Below are 18256 nucleotides of genomic sequence, written 5' to 3'. Positions count from 1 at the left end.
ACTTTTCACAGGCCAAGCGAGCTCACGACCGCCCTTTCGTCGACGACGCGCAGAAGTGGGTTTCCGAGCAGCCTTCTGGCCAGGTCGTACGGCGCCACGACCACGGTCGCCCGGCGTTCCTGGGCCAGCACGCGGCAGCCGACCAGGCTCGGCCCGTGGGCGACCACGACGTGGGCTCCGGACATCATGGCTAAATCGATCACCCGCAGCCCGCGGAACGGCTCGCTCACCGCGCTGATCACGACGTCGTCCTTGGCGATCACCAGCCGGGTGGCCAGCCTGCGCAGGTCGGTCGTCAGCTCGGCGTTGTCGAGCAGCCGCTCGCCGTCGAGCGTGAGCGCGGGCCCGGCGAGCGGGCCGAACTCGACGGTGCCGCTGGACAGCAGCTCGCCGAAGGGCCTCGCGCCCGGCGCGGGCAGGAACGAGAAGACCTGGTCCACCTTGGCCGCTGTGGGGTCGTGGCCCTCGTGGGCGATCATGAAGCGGGACGTCCCCGAGGCCGAGAGCACCGCGGTGCCGCCGGCCCAGGCCACGGCGTGCACCGCCACGGGAAGGTGAGTGCCCTGGGGGAGGTCGACCAGCACCCGCTCGCCGTAACGCAGGCCGAGCGCGCGCAGGCCCGCCGCGGCGCGGGTGACCCGTCTGGCGAAGGCCGCGTAGGACAGCACGTCGCCGGTCCTCACGTCGCTCACCGCCGGCTGATCACCCTGCGTCGGAGCAGCGGACATAACCAGCTCAGTCCAGGTCATGCGCTCAATGTAAAGAGCCCGGCCGCCCGTGCCATGCGCAAGAATGTGCAACCGGCTATGTAGCCGCCATGAACTGGCGCGGGCGGGCCCCCTGTCCCGCTCCTGCCATCAGAGGGGATCAACTAGACTTAGAGGGTCGCGACTTCGCGCGGCCGCCCCCACCGAATACAGAGCGAGACGTCATCATGCCTTTGAACAGCCGCGACGACCTGCGGAACATCGCGATCATCGCGCACGTCGACCATGGCAAGACCACGCTCGTCGACGCCATGCTCTGGCAGTCCGGGGCGTTCCGCGCCAATCAGGACGTCGACGACCGGGTCATGGACTCCAACGACCTGGAGCGCGAGAAGGGCATCACCATTCTCGCGAAGAACACCGCCGTCAAGCACGGCGGCATGACCATCAACATCATCGACACCCCCGGCCACGCCGACTTCGGCGGCGAGGTCGAGCGCGGCCTGTCCATGGTCGACGGCGTCGTGCTGCTGGTCGACGCCTCCGAGGGGCCGCTGCCGCAGACCCGGTTCGTGCTGCGCAAGGCCCTGGCCGCCAAGATGCCGGTCATCCTGTGCATCAACAAGGTCGACCGCCCCGACGCCCGCATCAAGGAGGTCGTGGACGAGGTCTACGAGCTGTTCATGGACCTCGACGCCACGGAGGAGCAGATCGACTTCCCGATCGTCTACGCCTCCGCCAAGGCGGGCCGGGCCTCCATGGCGCGCCCCGACGACGGCGGCATGCCCGACTCGGAAGACCTTGAGCCGCTGTTCGACATCATCAAGTCGACGATCCCGGCGCCCACCTACGACCCGAGCGCGCCGCTGCAGGCCCATGTCACCAACCTCGACGCCTCCTCCTACCTCGGCCGCATCGCGCTGTGCCGGATCCACCAGGGCGTCATGCGCAAGGGCCAGCAGGTGGCCTGGTGCCGCACCGACGGCTCGATCCAGCGCGTCAAGATCACCGAGCTGCTCATGACCGAGGCGCTGGAGCGCAAGCCGGCCGAGGAGGCCGGTCCCGGCGACATCATCGCCATCGCCGGCATCCCCGAGATCATGATCGGCGAGACGCTGGCCGACCCCGAGGACCCGCGCCCGCTGCCGCTGATCACGGTCGACGAGCCGGCCATCTCCATGACCATCGGCACCAACACCTCGCCCCTGGTGGGCAAGGTCAAGGGCTCGAAGGTGACCGCCCGCATGGTGAAGGACCGCCTCGAGAAGGAGCTCGTCGGCAACGTCTCGCTGCGCGTGCTGCCCACCGACCGGCCCGACGCCTGGGAGGTGCAGGGCCGCGGCGAGCTGGCGCTGGCCATCCTGGTCGAGCAGATGCGCCGCGAGGGCTACGAGCTGACCGTCGGCAAGCCGCAGGTGGTCACCAAGACCATCGACGGCAAGGTGCACGAGCCGGTCGAGCGGCTGACGGTCGACTGCCCCGAGGAATACCTGGGCGCGGTCACGCAGCTGCTGGCGGTGCGCAAGGGCCGGATGGAACACATGACCAACCACGGCACCGGCTGGATCCGGATGGAGTTCGTGGTGCCGGCCCGGGGGCTGATCGGCTTCCGCACCGAGTTCCTCACCGAGACCCGCGGCACCGGCCTGGTGCACCACGTCTTCGACTCCTACGAGCCGTGGTTCGGCGAGCTGCGCACCCGTAACAACGGCTCGCTGGTGGCCGACAGGTCCGGCCCGGTGACCGCGTTCGCCATGCTCAACCTCCAGGAGCGCGGCACGCTGTTCGTCTCGCCGACGACCGAGGTCTACGAAGGCATGATCGTCGGGGAGAACTCCCGGTCCGACGACATGGACGTGAACATCACCAAGGAGAAGAAGCTCACCAACATGCGCTCCTCCACCAGCGAGGAGACGGAGAAGGTGATCCCGCCGCGCACCCTGTCGCTGGAGCAGGCGCTCGAGTTCATCCGCGAGGACGAGTGCGTGGAGATCACGCCCGAGCACGTGCGCATCCGCAAGGTCGTCCTCGACGCCTCGGTGCGGGGTCGCGCCGCCGCCCGCGCCAAGCGCGGAAACTGACTCCCTCGAAGGCCGCGTTCCGTCCGCTTGAAGCGGGCGGGGCGCGGCCTTCGTCCATGTACGCGCCTCGGTCCGGCCGCCGGCGATCCCGGCGTGCGGCGGGATCGCCTGCTCTACGTGCGGCGGGTCAGCGGCGGCGGGGAAGTTCGCTGCCGCGTACGTTCGCGCACAGCCACTCCACCAGCGGCCCCGACGCGCGCCAGGTCCGCTCCACCCGGTCCCGGGCCCGCGCCGTGTGCACCCACTCGCGCGGCTCGAACCGCTTGGCCGCGTAGAGCGACTTGTGCCGCAGCAGGTCGATGCGAGGATGGTCCTCCTCGAATCCTCTCGGCCTGGTCTTCAGCCGTTCGCCGCGCAGCTCGTAGCCCTCGGCCGCCAGCGCGGCCGTGATCGACTCCAGCGGCTTGCCCGTCAGGTCCTCGTCCACGGCGGCGCGGAAGCGGGCCACCTGGTCGGAGGCGGTCGAGTAGATGCCGCCCGCCGCCAGCAGCCCGGCCGCGCTGAGCTCCACGTAGAGCCCGATGCCGGGCATCAGGCCGACGAACGCTCCCTGATGCGTCTTGTACGGCGACTTGTCCTTGGCGAAGCGCACGTCGCGGTACGGCCGGAAGAGCTGGGCCGTGCCGAACTCCGCCGCCAGCTCGTCGGTGAGCGCCAGCATGGGCGCCCGCACGGCCTCCTCGTAGAGCTCCTTGTGCCGCGCGAAGTACGTCTTCGAATTGTCCGCCTCAAGCCCCTCGTAGAAGATGAACGCCTCGTCGGGGAAGCCGGTGAAACCCATGTCACCAGGGTCCCACGAGACGCGGGCGGCCCGGCGACCCGGTCGGCGTCCGGCGTGCTCGCGCCCCGGCGCCCCAGCGGCCCGGCGGCGACCCCGGTCAGCGTTCGGTGTACTTGCGCCCGGGCGCGGGCGTCCTGCCGTACAGCTCGGAGACGGTGACGAACGTGTAGCCCTTCCTGCCGAGCCGGTCGAGCATCTCCGGCACGGCGTCCACCGTCGTGCGGTGGATGTCGTGCAGCAGCACGATCGATCCCGGTTTGGCCTGGCTGGCGCGCTTGGCCACGGTCGCGCTCTTGCGGTCGCGCCAGTCGAGGGTGTCGACGCTCCACAGGATCTGCGCCAGTCCTTCGCGGCGGGTCTCGGCCGCCACGGCCTCGTCCGTCGCCCCGTACGGTGGCCGCATCACCCGCATCCGCACCCCCGTGAGCCGCTGCACGATGTCCTCGGTGTACTTGAGCTCGCGTTTGACCGCCTCGTGCGGCAATTCGGAGAGCGCCGGATGGCTCCAGGAGTGGTTGCCGATCTCGTGGCCGTCGCCCACGATGCGCCGGACGGTGTGGCCGCCCTTGTCGGCGGCCACCATCTGCCCGATGACGAAGAAGGTGGCCTTGACGTCACGCGTGCTCAGCATGTCGAGCAGCCGGCCGGTGTGCTCGCCGGGGCCGTCGTCGAAGGTCAGGGCCACGCACTTGAGCCGGGCGCAGTCGAACCTGCGGCTGCGCGGCCAGCCGGCCTGCATCGAGATCAGCCTCTTGGCCAGCGAGTCGGGATCGACGACGGCCCGCGTCAACGGCACGACCGGCACCACGTACTGCTCCTGCAGGCGCGGCACCGACAAGGTGACACAGCTCACCAGGGCGAGCAGGGCCAGCGGCAAGGCCCATACGCGCATGCTTCCCCCCGAGACACCGCACGCGGGGGCCTACGGATAATCCTGGACCGGTGCCCCCCGCAGCTCCCTGGCCAGGTCGTCCCACCAGATTGGGATATCCGTCTGCAATTCCTGGTAGCGGCGCGCCACGCGCATGGCACATCCGACCGGATCTGTGCCCAGATGCCGACGTTTCACCGGCCCTTCCTGCCAGCGGTAAAAACCATCCCTGTAACGCACGACCAGGCCGATCCATACCGAGATGGTCTCGTCGTCGCCCACTTCGTACGCGCAGGTGACGCCCAGACCATGAAGCTCGGCCATGAGCTTCTCCGTCGCCGCTCGGGCCTCACTCACACGCCACCCCCTGCCGACGTCGCGACATCCGCGGACGACCGCCGGAGCGACCCGCCGCACACAAGGGATGTACCCAGCAACGGGCATCAGCCGTCCAAGACATGGAGTAATCATGAAACTCCACCGGGTGATCAGGGGGCCGTTCGCGATATTTGGTCAGGGGCGAATGCACGGCGTGGCGCCGGCCCAAGCGGGCCGGTTCAGGCCGGGCACGCGTCTCACGCGGACTCGTGCGGCTCGGAGCGGGGCACGAGTCTCAGGACGGGTCGTGCGGCTCCCGCGGCTCGGCGACGACCATCACGAACCTGAGCTCCTTCTCGCCCCTGTTCGCGTAGACGTGGGGCCGGTCGGCGGTGAAGAGCGCGGCGTCGTCCTCGCCGATCACGTGACTCTTGCCGTAGACCGTGAGCGTCAGCTCCCCCGCCAGCACGGTCAGCATCTCGCGGGTGCCGGGCGGATGCGCGTCGCCGTCGTGGTGCTCGCCGGGCGCGAGCCGCCAGTCCCACAGTTCGAGGATCATCGGCACGTCCGCGCCCACCAGCAGCCGCGCGCGTACGTCTCCCTGGTCGAACGTGACCACGTCCGCCTTGTCCACCACCCGCACGACCGGCACGTCGGCGACCTCGACCAGCCTGGCCACGGTGACGCCGAGCGCGGAGGCGATCCGGGTGAGGGTGGTGACGCTCGGGTTCGTCCGGCCCTGCTCCACCTGGACCAGCATGCCCCTGCTCACTCCCGACCTGGCGGCCAGCGCGTCGAGGGTCAGCCCGCGGTGCGCGCGCTGGGCGCGCACGTTGCTGGCGATGGCCTGGGTGATCATCTCCGGATCTTCCATGGGCGTTCAGTGTAGTGAAGGAAAGGTACAAAGGACTGTACTCTGTCTGTTGTACCAACAGTGCAACACATTGAACTGAAGGGAGCGCCCGGTGACAGTGATCCTGGCCACGGCCTGCGCGATCGTGTACGGCACCGCCGACTTCTTCGGCGGCCTGGCCACCCGCCGCGCGCAAGTGCTGTCGGTGGTCACGATCTCCCAGCTCGCCGGCCTGGCGCTGATCCTCGGCCTGCTGCCGCTGCTGCCCGGCGCCTACAGCGACCCTGCCCTGGCCTGGGGCCTCGCGGCGGGCCTGTCGGGCGCGGCCGGGCTGGTGCTCTTCTACCGGGCGCTGGCCACGGGCGTCATGTCGGTGGTGGCGCCCACGACGGCGGTGACCTCGGCCGCGCTGCCGGTGGTGTTCGGGCTGGCCGCCGGCGAGCGCCCGCACGCGTGGGCGCTGGTGGGCGTGGCGCTGGCGCTGGGCTCGGTGCTGCTGGTGAGCCAGGACAAGTCCGGCGGCGGGCGCGGCTCGCTCACCTCGGTGCTGGTGGCGCTGGCCGCGGGCGCGGGGTTCGGCGGGTTCTTCATCCTGCTGTCCATGGCGCCGCACGAGTCGGGGCTCTGGCCGCTGGTCGGCGCCCGTCTGTCGTCGGTCACCACGGTGGCCCTGCTGGCGCTGCTCACGAGACGCGCGCTCAGGCCGGGCCCGGGGTCGCTGCACATCATCGCGGCCGCGGGCGTGCTCGACATGGCGGCCAACGTGCTCTACCTGCTGGCCCAGCAGGACGGCCTGCTCAGCCTGGTCGCCGTGCTGGTCTCGCTCTATCCGGCGAGCACGCTGCTGCTGGCCAACCGGGTGCTCGGTGAGCGGCTGCGGCCCGTGCAACTGGGCGGCGTCCTATGCGCACTGGCCTCGGTGGCGCTCATAGCCGTTGCGCAGCCCCTCTAGCGCTTGCTACGTTTCGCCCGTGCGCCGTGAGCGGGCACGTTTCGATGCGGAGTCGTTGAAGCACGTCGCGGTGCCGTACGACTCCGATGAGTCCTTTCTGGACCTGATCGCGCCGCGCGTCCGCGCCGCCCTGGACGACGGCACACGCGTGCTGGTCGTCACCTGCACGGCCAAGCTGTCCCTGCTGGCCGAGGCCCTGGGCCAGGACGCGGGCCGCATCGACAGCCGGGTCTCCACCTCCTGGTACGACCACCCGTACCGGACGCTGGCCGCCTACCACGAGTACACGCGCGGACGGCGCACCCTCCTGGTCGGCGAGCCCGTGTGGAGCGGCAGGAGCGAGCGCGAGATCCGGGAGCTGATCCGCTACGAGTCCGTGCTCAACGCCGCGCTCCGCCCGGCCGCCGCGACCATGCTCTGCCTGTACGACCTGCGCCACGTGCCCGACGAGGTACGCGACTTCAGCGCGATCAACCATCCGGCGCTGCTCGGCACGGACGGAGAGGTGACCAGCACCCGGTTCGTCCAGCCGCACGACCTGGTCCTCGACCACGACCGCGTCCCCCTGCCCGCGCCGGGGAGCCCGGCCGAGACGATCAGGTTCACCGCGCGGGAGCTGAAACGGCTGCGCCAACGCGTCGGCGACTACGCCAGGGCGGCCGGAATGGACGGCAACCTGATCACCTCGCTGGTGATCAGCGTGTCCGAGATCGCCGCCAACAGCGTCGAGCACGGAGCCGGCTACGGCACGATCGCGATGTGGCCGGCCGAAGGGGAACTGGTCTGCGAGATCATCGACCCCGGCGGCTCCCTGGACGACCCCTTACCCGGCTACATACCACCGGAGCCCGAATCCCCACGGGGATACGGGCTCTGGATCAGCAGGCAGCTCTGCGACCTCGTGGAGCTGCGCACGGAGGACGACGGGTTACGCGTCCGCCTCCATCTCCGGATGGAGTCATGAAGGCGGGACGATCGGTCTAGGCGGCGTGCTGGGCCTGCACGGGAATGCGCAGGGCGCCTTCCTCGCGGGCGTACTCCTCCAGCATCGCCCGAAGCTGGCGGCGGCCCCGGTGCAGCCGCGACATCACGGTGCCGATGGGCGTGCCCATGCGCTCGGCGATCTCCTTGTACGCGAACCCCTCCACGTCGGCCAGGTAGACGGCCACGCGGAAGTCCTCGGGCAGGGAGCGCAGGGCGTTCATCACGACGTTGTCGGGGAGCCGGTCGAGCGCCTCGGTCTCGGCGGAGCGCAGCCCCGACGAGCTGTGCGACTCGGCGGCGTGCAGCTGCCAGTCCTCGATGTCCTCGGCGGCGGACAGCTTGGGCGAGCGCTGCTTCTTGCGGTAGTCGTTGATGAAGTTGTTGGTCAGGATGCGGTGCAGCCACGCCTTGAGGTTGGTGCCCTCGCGGAACTGGTGGTACGACGTGTACGCCTTCGCCACCGTCTCCTGCACCAGGTCCTCCGCGTCAGCGGTGTTACGGGTCAGGCGCATGGCGGAGGCGAAAAGCTGCGACGTCACGGGCACGACATCGCGCTCGAACCAGTCTTGACGCTGCTCATCGGTCATGGTGATCAATTCATTCCCCCTTGCGCTATCCCCCGTTTCGGCACAAGCCGCCTGATAGCGGTTCCATCATCGCAAGACCCAGGTAAGGGACGCGTTAGGGAGGTTCCGCGGTGATCAGAGAGGGGTTTCGTCCTACTGCTCGCGGCGTGCTTCATCACGTCCACGGCGGGACAAGTATCTTTATCATAACACTACCTATCCAATCTTGCAGTAAGAGTGGCGAGAGTCACATGGGATAGCGTATGAGCATGATTTCCGTGGACCGCCACGACGCTGGTGCACGCCGCTGGGTGGCTGAGGCCATCCGCAAGGTCGAGGCCGACGCCAATCGAAGTTGCGACACTCATCTGCACGTCTTTCCGCTTCCCTCGCATTGGGGAGTAAACCTCTACTTGAAAGACGAATCGGTGCACCCAACCGGTTCACTCAAACATCGACTCGCCCGGTCCCTGTTCCTGTACGGCCTGGCCAACGGCTGGATCGGCCCCGCCACGACGGTGGTCGAGGCGTCCAGCGGATCGACCGCGGTGAGCGAGGCGTACTTCGCCCGCCTGCTCGGCCTGCCCTTCATCGCGGTCATGCCGGCGTCCACGTCACCGGAGAAGATCCACCTCATCGAGTTCTACGGCGGCAAGTGTCATCTGGTGGACGATCCCGGCACCATCTATGACGAATCTCACCGCCTGGCCACCGAGACCGGCGGCCACTTCATGGACCAGTTCACCTACGCGGAGCGGGCCACCGACTGGCGCGGCAACAACAACATCGCCGAATCCATCTATTCCCAGATGTCCATGGAGCCGCATCCCGAGCCGGCCTGGATCGTGGTCGGCGCCGGCACCGGCGGCACCTCCTCCACCATAGGCCGCTACATCCGCTACCGCCGCCACGCCACCCGCCTGGCCGTCGTCGATCCGGAGGGCTCGGCCTTCTATCCGAGCTGGACCTCGGGCGACAGCGAGGTCACCGCTCCCGGCTCGCGCATCGAGGGCATCGGCCGGCCCCGTGTGGAGCCCTCGTTCCAGCCCATGGTGATCGACCGTATGATCGCCGTGCCGGACGCCCGCTCGATCGCGGCCATGCACTGGGCCCGCGAGGTGACCGGCCTCGACGTCGGGGGCTCGACCGGCACCAACCTGGCCGCCTGCGTGGAGCTCGTCGAGGAGATGCGCGCGGCGGGCGAGCAGGGCAGCATCGTGACGCTGGTGTGCGACAGCGGCGACCGGTACAAGGGCACGTACGGCGATCCCCGCTGGCTGGCCGCCAACGGCCTCGATGTGGCGCCCCACCTGGCCGAGCTGCGCGCGTTCCTGACCGGCTAGCCCCGCGCCCAGGGAGGTCAGGGCCTGGCCGGGTCCACGGCGAAGAGCTCGGCCACGTCGTCCAGGATCGCGTGCGCGCCCTGGATGCCCACGGCGCTCATCCACGTCAGGTCGCCCACCTCGTGCTTGGCCCCCTTGAGCTTGCCCCACAGGGGGTTGGCGGTGAACTTCTCCTTCGGCCCGTCGCTCGACGGGTCCGGGTAGGTGGCCACGAAGATGTGCTCGGCGTCCAGGTCGGCGATCCGCTCCTGGCTCACGTCGACCGCGATGGCGCCCTGCTTGCCCGGCTGGCCATCGGGACGCGAGAACCCGACGTCCTTCATGACCACGCCCGAGTAGGAGCTCTCCACGTACAGCCGGGTCGTGGGCTCGCCGGCGAAGCGCACGATGGAGATCGTCGGCAGGTCGCCCTCCTTCACCTTGATCGCGGCCCCGATGGTCCGCGCGCGTTGCTCGTACTCCTTGATCCGGGTCTCGGCCGGCTCCTCCTTGCCCAGAGCGCGGCCCATCAGGCGCAGGTTGTCCTTCCAGATCGCCCCCGTGGTCTCGCTGAACACGGTCGGCGCGATCTTGGCGAGCTTGTCGTACAGCGCCTCGTGCCGCACCTTGGCCGAGACGATCAGGTCGGGCTTGAGCGCGATGACCTTCTCCAGGCTCGGCTCCTCCAGGGTGCCGACCGGGGTCGCCTCCTTGCCGTACCGCTCGGCGACCGTCCCGAGGTAGGCGGGCAGCGTCGAGTCGATCGAGCGGTACGTCGTGTACCCCACCACCGGCGTCTCCAGCGTCAGCACGGCGTCCACGAAGCTCTGGTCGAGCGCCACCACTCGCCGCGGCCGGGCCGGGATGACCGTCTCGCCCATCGCGTGCTCAACCGTCCTGAAGGGGGCCGCACCAGTGCGGGGGGTGGCGGCCGGCTCCGGTGAGCCGCAGGCGGCCAGACTCGCGATCAGCAGCGCCACGGCGAGCACGCGCGACGGTCTCATGACGTACCTCTTCTTCAAAGTAAGGCAAACCTAAATTAGGTAAGCCTTAGCCTAACCTGGCATACTTCAGCGGAATCACGAACGTCGAGGAGGAGCCGGGTGAGCGCAACAGCCGTCGCCCCGCGTCTCCATGGCCTCCGCACCCGCCGGCTCACGGTCCTGCTGGTCCTGCTCGCCTCCGTCTCCGTCGCGGTGGTGCTGAGCATCACGATCGGCTCCAAGTCCGTGCCGCTCGCCGACGCCTGGCACGCGCTCACCACCCCGACCGGCACCGAGAACGACATCGTCATCCGCTCGCTGCGCGTCCCCAGGACCGTGCTCGGCGTGCTCGCCGGGCTCGCGCTGGGCGTGGCGGGCGCGCTCATGCAGGGTCACACCCGCAACCCGCTGGCCGACCCCGGCCTGCTCGGCGTCACACAGGGAGCGGCGTTCGCGATGGTGTCGTCGATCATCCTGTTCGGCGCGTCGAGCCTGCTGGTCTACATCTGGTTCGGCCTGGCGGGCGCGCTGGTGGCCAGTGTGGCGGTGTTCGCGCTGGGCATGGTCGGCGGCGGGGGCGGGCCGACCCCGGTCACGCTGGCCCTGGCCGGCACCGCCGTCAGCGCCCTGCTGTACGCCCTGACCTCGGCCATCGTGCTCCTCGACGAGCAGGCGATGGACGTGTTCCGCTTCTGGCAGGCGGGCTCGATCGCGGCCAGGGGCGGCGACGTGGTGTGGCAGGTGCTGCCGTTCATCCTGGCCGGCCTGGTGCTGGCGATGGTGAACGCCCCCGGGCTCAACGCGCTCTCCCTGGGCGAGGACGTGGCCAGAAGCCTCGGCCAGAACATCGCCATGACCCGCACCGTCGGCGTCACCGCCGTCACCCTGCTGTCGGGCGCGGCGGTCGCCGCCTGCGGGTCGCTGGCGTTCGTCGGGCTCATCGTGCCGCACCTGGCCCGGCCGCTGTCGGGCACCGACCATCGGTGGCTGCTGCCGTACTCGGGACTGATCGGCGCGGCGCTGCTGCTGGTCGCCGACGTGATCGGCCGCGTGGTGGCGCCGCCGGGAGAGCTGGAGGTTGGCGTGGTGCTCGCGCTGCTCGGCGCGCCGTTCTTCGTCGCCCTGGTCCGCCGCAGGAAGCCCGTGCGGCTGTGATGACCACCCTCCCCCTGCGCGTCGGCGGCCTGTCCTGGCAGGTACGGCCGCGCGGCGTCGTCCTCACCCTGACCGGCGTCGTCCTGCTCGCCCTGCTCATGGCCTTGAACATGCGCATCGGCGAGCTCCCGATGACGCTCGCGGACGTCGTCACGGGCACGTTCGACTCCTCCAGCCCTGCGCACTTCGTCATCATGGAGCTGCGGCTGCCCCGCGCGCTCACCGGCGCCCTGGTCGGAGCCGCGCTGGCGCTGTCGGGCGCGATCATCCAGTCGATCGCGCGCAACCCCCTGGCCAGCCCCGAGATCCTCGGCGTGACCACCGGCGCCTCGGTCACGGTGGTGGCCGGCGTGGTGGCCGGCGGCAGCGCGTACGGCGGCGTCAGCGGCCTGCTGTCCACCCTCGGCATCCCCGCGCTCGCCCTGCTGGGCGGCCTGCTCGGCGCGGCGGTCGTGTACGGCCTGGCCTGGCGGCGCGGCCTGGACGGCTACCGCCTGGTGCTGGTCGGCATCGGCGTCGCCGCCGTCTTCACCAACGTCAAGTTCTGGCTGCTGACCGTCGGCGACGTCAACGACACCAGCCGCGCCATGGTCTGGATCAGCGGCTCGCTGAACGGCAGGGGCTGGGAGCACGTGACGCCGACGGCGGTGGCCCTGGTCGTCCTGGTGCCGCTGACCCTGCTCGGCACCCGTTCGCTCGACGCCCTGCGCTTCGGCGACGACACGGTCACCGCGCTCGGCGTCCGGATGAATCCGGCCCGCGCCCTGATGATCCTGGCCGCGGTGCTGCTGGCGGCCGTGGCCACGGCGTCGGCGGGGCCGATCGCGTTCGTGGCGCTGGCCTCGCCGCAGATCGCGCTGCGGCTCGCCCGCTCGGGCCGGCCGCCGCTGCTCTGCTCGGCGGTCGTCGGCGGCGTGCTCACCACCGCCGCCGACCTGATCGCCAGGACCGTCTTCTCCCCCATCGAGCTGCCCGTCGGCATCGTCACGGCCGTGCTGGGCGCGCCGTACCTGATCCACCTGATCTGGAGGTCGCGAAAGTGAGACTGCAGGCCGCCGGGGTCAAGCTCGGGTACGGCGACCGCCTCATCGTGGACGGCCTCGACCTCGGCATCGAGGCGGGCACGGTGACCACCATTATCGGCCCGAACGGCTGCGGCAAGTCCACGCTGCTGCGCGCCCTCGGCCGGCTGCTCAAGCCCCAGGGCGGCGAGGTGCTGCTGGACGGCAAGCGCATCGATAGGATCCCCACCCGCGAGGTGGCCAAGATCCTCGGTGTGCTGCCCCAGGCCCCCACCGCGCCGGAGGGGCTCACGGTCGCCGATCTGGTGGCCAGGGGCCGGCATCCGCACCAGGCGTGGTACCGGCAGTGGTCCTCCGACGACGAGGGCGCGGTCGCGGCGGCGCTGGACATGACGGGCCTGGCCGACCTGGCCGAACGGCCGCTGGAGGAGCTGTCGGGCGGGCAGCGGCAGCGGGCGTGGATCTCCATGGCCCTGGCGCAGGGCACGGACCTGCTGCTGCTCGACGAGCCCACCACGTTCCTCGACCTGGCGCACCAGGTGGAGGTGCTGGAGCTGGTCCGGCACCTGCACGAGGAGGCGGGCCGCACCGTCGTCATGGTGCTGCACGATCTCAACCTGGCCGCCCGCTACGCCGACCGCCTGGTGGCCATGCGGGCCGGCCGGGTGATCGCCTCGGGCACGCCGCACGAGGTGCTGACCGAGGACCTGCTGCGGGAGGTGTTCGAGCTGGACGCCAAGATCATCGCCGATCCGGTGGCGGGCACGCCGCTCGTGGTCCCCATCCGCCCGCTCTCCCACCCCGCCCCCTGACGCCCGTTCTCCCACCCCCGCCCCGACGCACCTGACGGCGGGCTCACGTCTCGTGCAACGCCCGGGTGACGTCCGCGTCGTCGGGGGCCAGTTCGGCGGCCCTGAGCAGGTCCTGCCTGGCCTGACCGGCCTGCCCGGCCGCCCGGTGCACCAGCGCCCGGTTGAACAGCAGCTCCGCCGTCTCCTCCAGCTTCAGCGCCCGCGTCAGGTCGGCCAGCGCCGCCTCGTGGTCGCCGCGCTCGAAGGCCAGCTCCGCCCGGCCCGCCCAGGCGGGCAGCAGCTCGGGATCGGCCTCCAGGGCCAGATCGAAGGCCATGCGTGACTCCGGGTAGTGGTTTTCGGCCAGCTCCACCTGCCCGAGCACACACAGCAAGTACGGATCGCCCGGCGTGAGCGCCAGGCCGCGCTCCACGTCCCCGCGCGCCCGCGCGTAGTCGCCGGCGGCCACGTGCAGCCCGCAGCGGTTGACGTAGGCCGGGGCGAACTCCGGGTCCAGCTCCAGCGTGTGATCCAGGTCGGCGCGGGCGCCCGCCAGGTCGCCACGGGCGTAGCGCACCTCGGAGCGGTTGTAGTACGCCTCGGGGAAGGGCGGGCTCAGCCGCGTCACCGCCTCGTAGTCGGCCAGCGCCGCCTCCTCCCTGCCCAGCTCGTGCAGCAGGTTGCCGCGGTCGAGGTAGTAGTCGGGATAGCCGGGGTCGAGCGCGATGGCGCGGTCGTAGTCGGCCAGCGCCGCCTCCGGCCGCCCGGCCATGGCCAGGAGTTGGGCCCTGTTTCCGTACAGCACGAGCCGGTGGACCGGGTGCTCGTCCGGCAGGTCGGTCTCGGCCAGCTCGATGGCCTGGCGCACCAGCTCCATGGCGGCGCCGGGGCGGCCCCTGCGCACCTCGACCAGGGCCTTGCCGTTGAGGTCGAACCCGAGGTGGAAGGCCCGCTCGCGGGCGTCGGGCAGCAGGGAGGTGATGGTGACGGCCTCGTTGATCCAGGCCAGGGCCTGCTCGGGGTCGCGACGGGCGTGGTCGTGGTGGCGGACGAGGATCATGGCGGTGCCGTACGCGATCGTGGCGCGGTGCTTGGGGTCGGTGCTCACCCGCCTGGCCCGGTCGTAGAGCTCGCGGGCCTCCTCCTCGCGCTCGATCGCCTCCAGGGACGCGGCGACCCGCTGGAGGAGGAGCTGCCAGCGTTCGGGATCGTCCTCGTACGCCAGCCCGCGCAGCACCGCCAGCCCCGCCTCCGCCATGGCGTGGTGGAAGCCCTCGTCGCGGTAGCGGTCGAAGTCGGCCCGCAGCGGCCCGGCACCGGGCGCCGACGGCCCCTCCTCGATCGTCAGCAGGCCGGGCTCGACCCGCCGCCGCAGCACGGTCACCAGCTCGCGGTCGGTGTGGTCGGCCTCGCCGAGGTTGACGGCCCTCACGGTCAGCGGGCCGGCGCCGGCCAGGTGGTCGCGGACGAACTCGGCCAGCCCGTTGGCGATCCGCAGGCTGCGCCGAGCGCCGGGAACGAGCACCCGCTGCCCCCTGGGCAGGTCGCCGGCCAGCGAGCGCCTGCGGGCCGGTACGAGCTCGCGCAGCGCGGGCGCGGCGGTCCTGATCTCGATGTCGTGCGCGGCGACCAGATCGGGACGTCGTTCGAGTGCGGGCGGGACCAGGTGGGCCAGGAGCGCCGCACCGAGCGTGTAGGGGCCGCCGATCCGGCGGTCCGCGTCAAGGAAGATCGTGTCCACGCCGTCCCTCTTCCGTCGTCCGGCGTGGCCGACGTCCCTGTCGGGGACGCCGGCCGGGTGGGTCAGGAGCTGTGCCGCGGCGCGGCCGAGGCGGCCGGCTTCACAGTTCCTGGCCGATGAACGACGATCTTCTTCATGGTGGGCCTTTCACCAACAATGGGACCGAACGATCTTTTGATGACCGATACATGTCAACACATCAAAAAGTGGTCGATCAACACTTATCTGGTAAGGCCGGATCCGTGACCGATTACGGGAGGGCCGTTAGTCACTCACCGAGAATGGCGTCCACGAACACCCCGGGATCGAACGGCGCCAGGTCGTCGGGCCCCTCGCCCAGCCCCGCGAGCTTGACCGGCACGCCCAGCTCCCGCTGCACCGAGATCACGATGCCGCCCTTGGCGGTGCCGTCGAGCTTGGTCAGCGCGATGCCGGTGATGTTGACCACCTCGGCGAACACCTGGGCCTGGCGCATGCCGTTCTGGCCCGTGGTGGCGTCGAGGACCAGCAGCACCTCGTCGACCGTGGCCTTCTTCTCGATGACCCGCTTGACCTTGCCCAGCTCGTCCATCAGGCCGGTCTTGGTGTGCAGGCGGCCCGCGGTGTCGACGATGACCACGTCGACCTTCTCCTCCATGCCCTTGGCCACCGCGTCGAACGCCACGGAGGCGGGGTCGCCGCCCTCGGGGCCGCGCACGGTGTCGGCTCCGACCCGCTGGCCCCAGGTCTGGAGCTGGTCGGCGGCGGCGGCGCGGAAGGTGTCGGCCGCGCCGAGCACGACCTTCTTGCCGTCGCCGACCAGCGAGCGGGCCAGCTTGCCCGTGGTCGTGGTCTTGCCGGTGCCGTTGACCCCGACGACGAGGACGACCGCGGGCCGCTCGCCGTGCTTCTGGACGTGCAGGGTACGGTCGAGGCCGGGGTCGATCTGGGCGAGCAGTTGCTCGCGCAGCAGGCCGCGCACCTCCTCGGGGGTGCGGCTGCCCAGCACCTTGACCTTGGTGCGCAACTCCTCCACGATGGCGCGGGTCGGCGCGACGCCCACGTCGGCCGTGATCAGCCGTTCCTCGATCTCGTCCCACACGTCGTCGTCGAGCCGGTCGCGGGACAGCAGCTCCAGCAGCCCGCGCCCGAGCGCGCTCTGCGAGCGGGCGAGCCGCTCGCGCAGCCGCACCATCCGGCCGGCGGACGGCGGCGGGACCTCGACCTCAGGCCCGTCGACGACCGGCTCGGCGGGCTTGACCGGCGGCGGAAGCGTGGTGGTCGCGCCCTCGGCCTCGTCGTCCGCCGCCGCGGGCCGCTTCTCCTCGGGAAGCGTCGGAGCCTCGGGCGGCACGACCGGCGGAGGCGTCTTACGCCCTGGCCTGAAGAGCAGGAGGAGACCGCCGACCGCCAGCAGGGCGACGACGGCCACGATCACGATGACGCCCAGGTAACCATCCACAAGATGTCAGTTTTCCAGATCGACCGCCCGGAATGGACCAGCAGGGTCACGACCCGCCTCATGTCGGCCGACCTGTCCGGTCAGACGGACTCGTGTCTCCTGAGCCGCCGGCCGCCCATCCGCGTCACGCCGACTCGCGTTCCCTGAGTCGCTGGCTGACCACCTGGGTCACGCCGTCGCCGCGCATCGACACGCCGTAGAGCGCGTCGGCGATCTCCATCGTGCGCTTGTTGTGGGTGATCACGATGAGCTGCGAGCTCTGCCGCAACTCCTCGAACAACATCAGCAGGCGCTGCGTGTTGGTGTCGTCGAGGGCCGCCTCGACCTCGTCCATCACGTAGAACGGCGACGGCCGCGCCTTGAAGATCGAGATCAGGAACGCCACCGCCGTCAGCGACCGCTCGCCGCCCGACAGCAGCGACAGCCGCTTGACCTTCTTGCCCGGCGGCCTGGCCTCGACCTCGATGCCCGTGGTCAGCATGTCGCCCGGCTCGGTGAGCACCAGCCTGCCGTCACCGCCGGGGAAGACCCGGCCGAAGATCTGCTCGAACTCGCGCGCCACGTCCTCGTACGCCGAGGAGAACATCTGCTCCACCCGGTCGTCGACCTCCTTGACCACGGTCATCAGGTCGCGCCTGGTCTTCTTGAGGTCTTCGAGCTGGGAGTTGAGGAACGCGTGCCGCTCCTCCAGGGCCGCGAACTCCTCCAGGGCGAGCGGGTTGACCTTGCCGAGCTGGTTCATCTGCCGCTCGGCCGCCTTGGCCCGCTTCTCCTGCTCCTCGCGCACGTAGGGGACGGGCGGCTCGCCCGGCACCATGGCCTCGGGGCCGTACTCGGAGATCAGGGCCTCGCCCTCGACCCCGAACTCCTCCAGCGCCCGCTGCTCCATCTGCTCCAGCCGCAGCCGCTGCTCGGTGCGGGCCATCTCGTTGCCGTGGACCCGGTTGACCAGTTTGTCGAGCTCCTGGCCCAGCTCGCGCACCCGCAGGCGCACCTGCTTGAGCTCGGCGTCCACGGCGACCCTGGCCAGGTCGGCCTCGTCGCGTTCTCCGGAGGCGAGCTGGACGGACGTCGCGAGGGCCGTGAGCACCCTCCTGGCGCCCTTGCTGACGGCCTCGGCCACCGCGGCCTGCCGCCTGCGCCTGGCGCGCTGAGCGGCCGCCTGGGCGCGTTCCTCGCGCTCGCGCCTGGCCGCCCCGAGCAGGCCGTCCGCGCGGCCTTCGATGCCCTTGACGCGCTCTTCCGCGGTGCGCACCTGGAGGCGGGTGTCCATCTCGCGCTGCCTGGCGGCCTCGCAGGCGCTCGCCAGGTCGTCGCGCAGGTCGGTGGTGGGCTCGGACTCCAGCTCCTGGGCGTATTCGGCCTCGGCCAGCCGGACCTCCAGCTCGGCCAGCTCCTCCAGGCCCTCGGCGCGGGCCTCCTCCGCCTTCGTCACGCTCCCGGCCAGGCGCCCGGCCTCGTCACGGGCCGCGTTGGCGGCCGCCTCGCGCCGCCGCACCCGCCTGGCCGCCGCCGCGTTGCGCTGGTCGGCCTCCCGCTGGCGGCCCCTGACCTGGTCGAGCACGCCCTGGGCGGCGCTCACGCCGGCCTGGGCGGTGGTGAGCGCCGTCTGGGCCTCGCTGACGTGGGCCTGGGCGGCCTCCAGGGCGGTCTGCGCGGCCTGCTCGCCGGCGGCCGCCTCGTCCAGC

The 18256-nt window shown here is 70.8% G+C and carries 17 protein-coding genes; 7 read left to right on the top strand and 10 right to left on the bottom strand.

Translation table 11 applies throughout. The annotated features are described in order from the left end of the window. Positions 1-5 precede the first annotated feature (5 nt). Positions 6-728, bottom strand: a complete 723-nt coding sequence (locus ABFX54_RS44070) for an AMP-binding protein (RefSeq protein ID WP_346112959.1) — start codon at positions 726-728, stop codon at positions 6-8. A 206-nt stretch (positions 729-934) separates the two neighbouring features. Here ABFX54_RS44070 and typA point away from each other — a divergent pair, with 206 nt between their 5' ends. Next, positions 935-2788: a translational GTPase TypA gene (gene typA / locus ABFX54_RS44065; RefSeq protein ID WP_346112946.1), complete on the top strand. Its 1854-nt coding sequence runs from the start codon at positions 935-937 to the stop codon at positions 2786-2788. A gap of 127 nt (positions 2789-2915) precedes the next feature. Here the strand turns inward: typA and ABFX54_RS44060 are convergent, their stop codons facing one another. The 4 genes from ABFX54_RS44060 to ABFX54_RS44045 form a co-directional block, all read right to left on the bottom strand. Then, positions 2916-3569 carry a DUF2461 domain-containing protein gene (locus tag ABFX54_RS44060; protein WP_346112945.1) on the bottom strand — a complete coding sequence of 218 codons (654 nt, stop codon included), beginning with the start codon at positions 3567-3569 and terminating at the stop codon, positions 2916-2918. Between the two features lie 97 nt (positions 3570-3666). After that, complete coding sequence (locus ABFX54_RS44055) at positions 3667-4461, bottom strand: polysaccharide deacetylase family protein (protein ID WP_346112944.1); 795 nt, start codon at positions 4459-4461, stop codon at positions 3667-3669. Positions 4462-4491: 30 nt separating this feature from the next. Continuing rightward, the gene (locus tag ABFX54_RS44050) at positions 4492-4764 is read right to left on the bottom strand and encodes a hypothetical protein (RefSeq protein ID WP_346112943.1); all 273 of its coding nucleotides are present in this window, start codon (positions 4762-4764) and stop codon (positions 4492-4494) included. Positions 4765-5053: 289 nt separating this feature from the next. After that, positions 5054-5632, bottom strand: a complete 579-nt coding sequence (locus ABFX54_RS44045) for a helix-turn-helix domain-containing protein (RefSeq protein WP_346112941.1) — start codon at positions 5630-5632, stop codon at positions 5054-5056. A 91-nt stretch (positions 5633-5723) separates the two neighbouring features. Between ABFX54_RS44045 and ABFX54_RS44040 the strand changes: the two genes are divergently transcribed. Beyond that, entirely contained in the window at positions 5724-6563 is an 840-nt protein-coding gene (locus ABFX54_RS44040) for an EamA family transporter (protein ID WP_346112940.1), read from the top strand. A gap of 19 nt (positions 6564-6582) precedes the next feature. Next, positions 6583-7527 carry an anti-sigma factor RsbA family regulatory protein gene (locus ABFX54_RS44035; protein WP_346112938.1) on the top strand — a complete coding sequence of 315 codons (945 nt, stop codon included), beginning with the start codon at positions 6583-6585 and terminating at the stop codon, positions 7525-7527. A gap of 16 nt (positions 7528-7543) precedes the next feature. Here the strand turns inward: ABFX54_RS44035 and ABFX54_RS44030 are convergent, their stop codons facing one another. Beyond that, entirely contained in the window at positions 7544-8134 is a 591-nt protein-coding gene (locus ABFX54_RS44030) for a sigma-70 family RNA polymerase sigma factor (protein ID WP_346112937.1), read from the bottom strand. Between the two features lie 248 nt (positions 8135-8382). Here ABFX54_RS44030 and ABFX54_RS44025 point away from each other — a divergent pair, with 248 nt between their 5' ends. Continuing rightward, on the top strand, positions 8383-9456 hold the full coding sequence (locus ABFX54_RS44025) for a PLP-dependent cysteine synthase family protein (protein ID WP_346112936.1): 1074 nt from the start codon (positions 8383-8385) through the stop codon (positions 9454-9456). Positions 9457-9473: 17 nt separating this feature from the next. On the opposite strand, the gene ABFX54_RS44020 is transcribed toward ABFX54_RS44025, so the two are convergent. Next, positions 9474-10439 carry an ABC transporter substrate-binding protein gene (locus tag ABFX54_RS44020; RefSeq protein WP_346112935.1) on the bottom strand — a complete coding sequence of 322 codons (966 nt, stop codon included), beginning with the start codon at positions 10437-10439 and terminating at the stop codon, positions 9474-9476. 99 nt (positions 10440-10538) lie between these two features. On the opposite strand from ABFX54_RS44020, the gene ABFX54_RS44015 reads away from it, so the two are divergent. From ABFX54_RS44015 to ABFX54_RS44005, 3 genes are read left to right on the top strand one after another with little or no spacing between them, the layout of a single operon-like run. Continuing rightward, positions 10539-11573, top strand: coding sequence for a FecCD family ABC transporter permease (locus ABFX54_RS44015; protein ID WP_346112934.1), 1035 nt, complete (start codon positions 10539-10541; stop codon positions 11571-11573). Continuing rightward, positions 11573-12616: a FecCD family ABC transporter permease gene (locus ABFX54_RS44010; protein ID WP_346112933.1), complete on the top strand. Its 1044-nt coding sequence runs from the start codon at positions 11573-11575 to the stop codon at positions 12614-12616. The genes ABFX54_RS44015 and ABFX54_RS44010 overlap by 1 nt, the downstream gene beginning before the upstream one ends. Then, the gene (locus tag ABFX54_RS44005; protein ID WP_346112932.1) at positions 12613-13407 is read left to right on the top strand and encodes an ABC transporter ATP-binding protein; all 795 of its coding nucleotides are present in this window, start codon (positions 12613-12615) and stop codon (positions 13405-13407) included. Before ABFX54_RS44010 ends, ABFX54_RS44005 begins: the two co-directional genes overlap by 4 nt. Before the next feature lie 43 nt (positions 13408-13450). Here ABFX54_RS44005 and ABFX54_RS44000 read toward each other — a convergent pair whose 3' ends face one another. The 3 genes from ABFX54_RS44000 to ABFX54_RS43990 form a co-directional block, all read right to left on the bottom strand. Further along, complete coding sequence (locus ABFX54_RS44000; protein ID WP_346112931.1) at positions 13451-15127, bottom strand: tetratricopeptide repeat protein; 1677 nt, start codon at positions 15125-15127, stop codon at positions 13451-13453. A 268-nt stretch (positions 15128-15395) separates the two neighbouring features. Further along, on the bottom strand, positions 15396-16568 hold the full coding sequence (ftsY, locus tag ABFX54_RS43995) for a signal recognition particle-docking protein FtsY (protein ID WP_346112929.1): 1173 nt from the start codon (positions 16566-16568) through the stop codon (positions 15396-15398). 124 nt (positions 16569-16692) lie between these two features. After that, on the bottom strand, positions 16693-18256 hold a 1564-nt coding region (locus tag ABFX54_RS43990), incomplete at its 5' end, for an AAA family ATPase (RefSeq protein WP_487047329.1).

It is taken from the genome of Nonomuraea maheshkhaliensis, from assembly GCF_039529435.1.
In the GTDB taxonomy this organism is placed as follows: Bacteria; Actinomycetota; Actinomycetes; order Streptosporangiales; family Streptosporangiaceae; genus Nonomuraea; species Nonomuraea maheshkhaliensis.
This window is presented reverse-complemented; position numbering and strand designations above follow the sequence as displayed.

What these genes read in the sequence shown, in the direction of transcription:
- ABFX54_RS44045 (WP_346112941.1), bottom strand. Translation starts at nt 5,632, where the DNA reads ATGGAAGATCCGGAGATGATCACCCAGGCCATCGCCAGCAACGTGCGC.
- ABFX54_RS44050 (WP_346112943.1), bottom strand. Translation starts at nt 4,764, where the DNA reads ATGGCCGAGCTTCATGGTCTGGGCGTCACCTGCGCGTACGAAGTGGGC.
- typA (WP_346112946.1), top strand. Translation starts at nt 935, where the DNA reads ATGCCTTTGAACAGCCGCGACGACCTGCGGAACATCGCGATCATCGCG.
- ABFX54_RS44030 (WP_346112937.1), bottom strand. Translation starts at nt 8,134, where the DNA reads ATGACCGATGAGCAGCGTCAAGACTGGTTCGAGCGCGATGTCGTGCCC.
- ABFX54_RS44010 (WP_346112933.1), top strand. Translation starts at nt 11,573, where the DNA reads ATGACCACCCTCCCCCTGCGCGTCGGCGGCCTGTCCTGGCAGGTACGG.
- ABFX54_RS44060 (WP_346112945.1), bottom strand. Translation starts at nt 3,569, where the DNA reads ATGGGTTTCACCGGCTTCCCCGACGAGGCGTTCATCTTCTACGAGGGG.
- ABFX54_RS44020 (WP_346112935.1), bottom strand. Translation starts at nt 10,439, where the DNA reads ATGAGACCGTCGCGCGTGCTCGCCGTGGCGCTGCTGATCGCGAGTCTG.
- ABFX54_RS44070 (WP_346112959.1), bottom strand. Translation starts at nt 728, where the DNA reads ATGTCCGCTGCTCCGACGCAGGGTGATCAGCCGGCGGTGAGCGACGTG.
- ABFX54_RS44055 (WP_346112944.1), bottom strand. Translation starts at nt 4,461, where the DNA reads ATGCGCGTATGGGCCTTGCCGCTGGCCCTGCTCGCCCTGGTGAGCTGT.
- ABFX54_RS44025 (WP_346112936.1), top strand. Translation starts at nt 8,383, where the DNA reads ATGATTTCCGTGGACCGCCACGACGCTGGTGCACGCCGCTGGGTGGCT.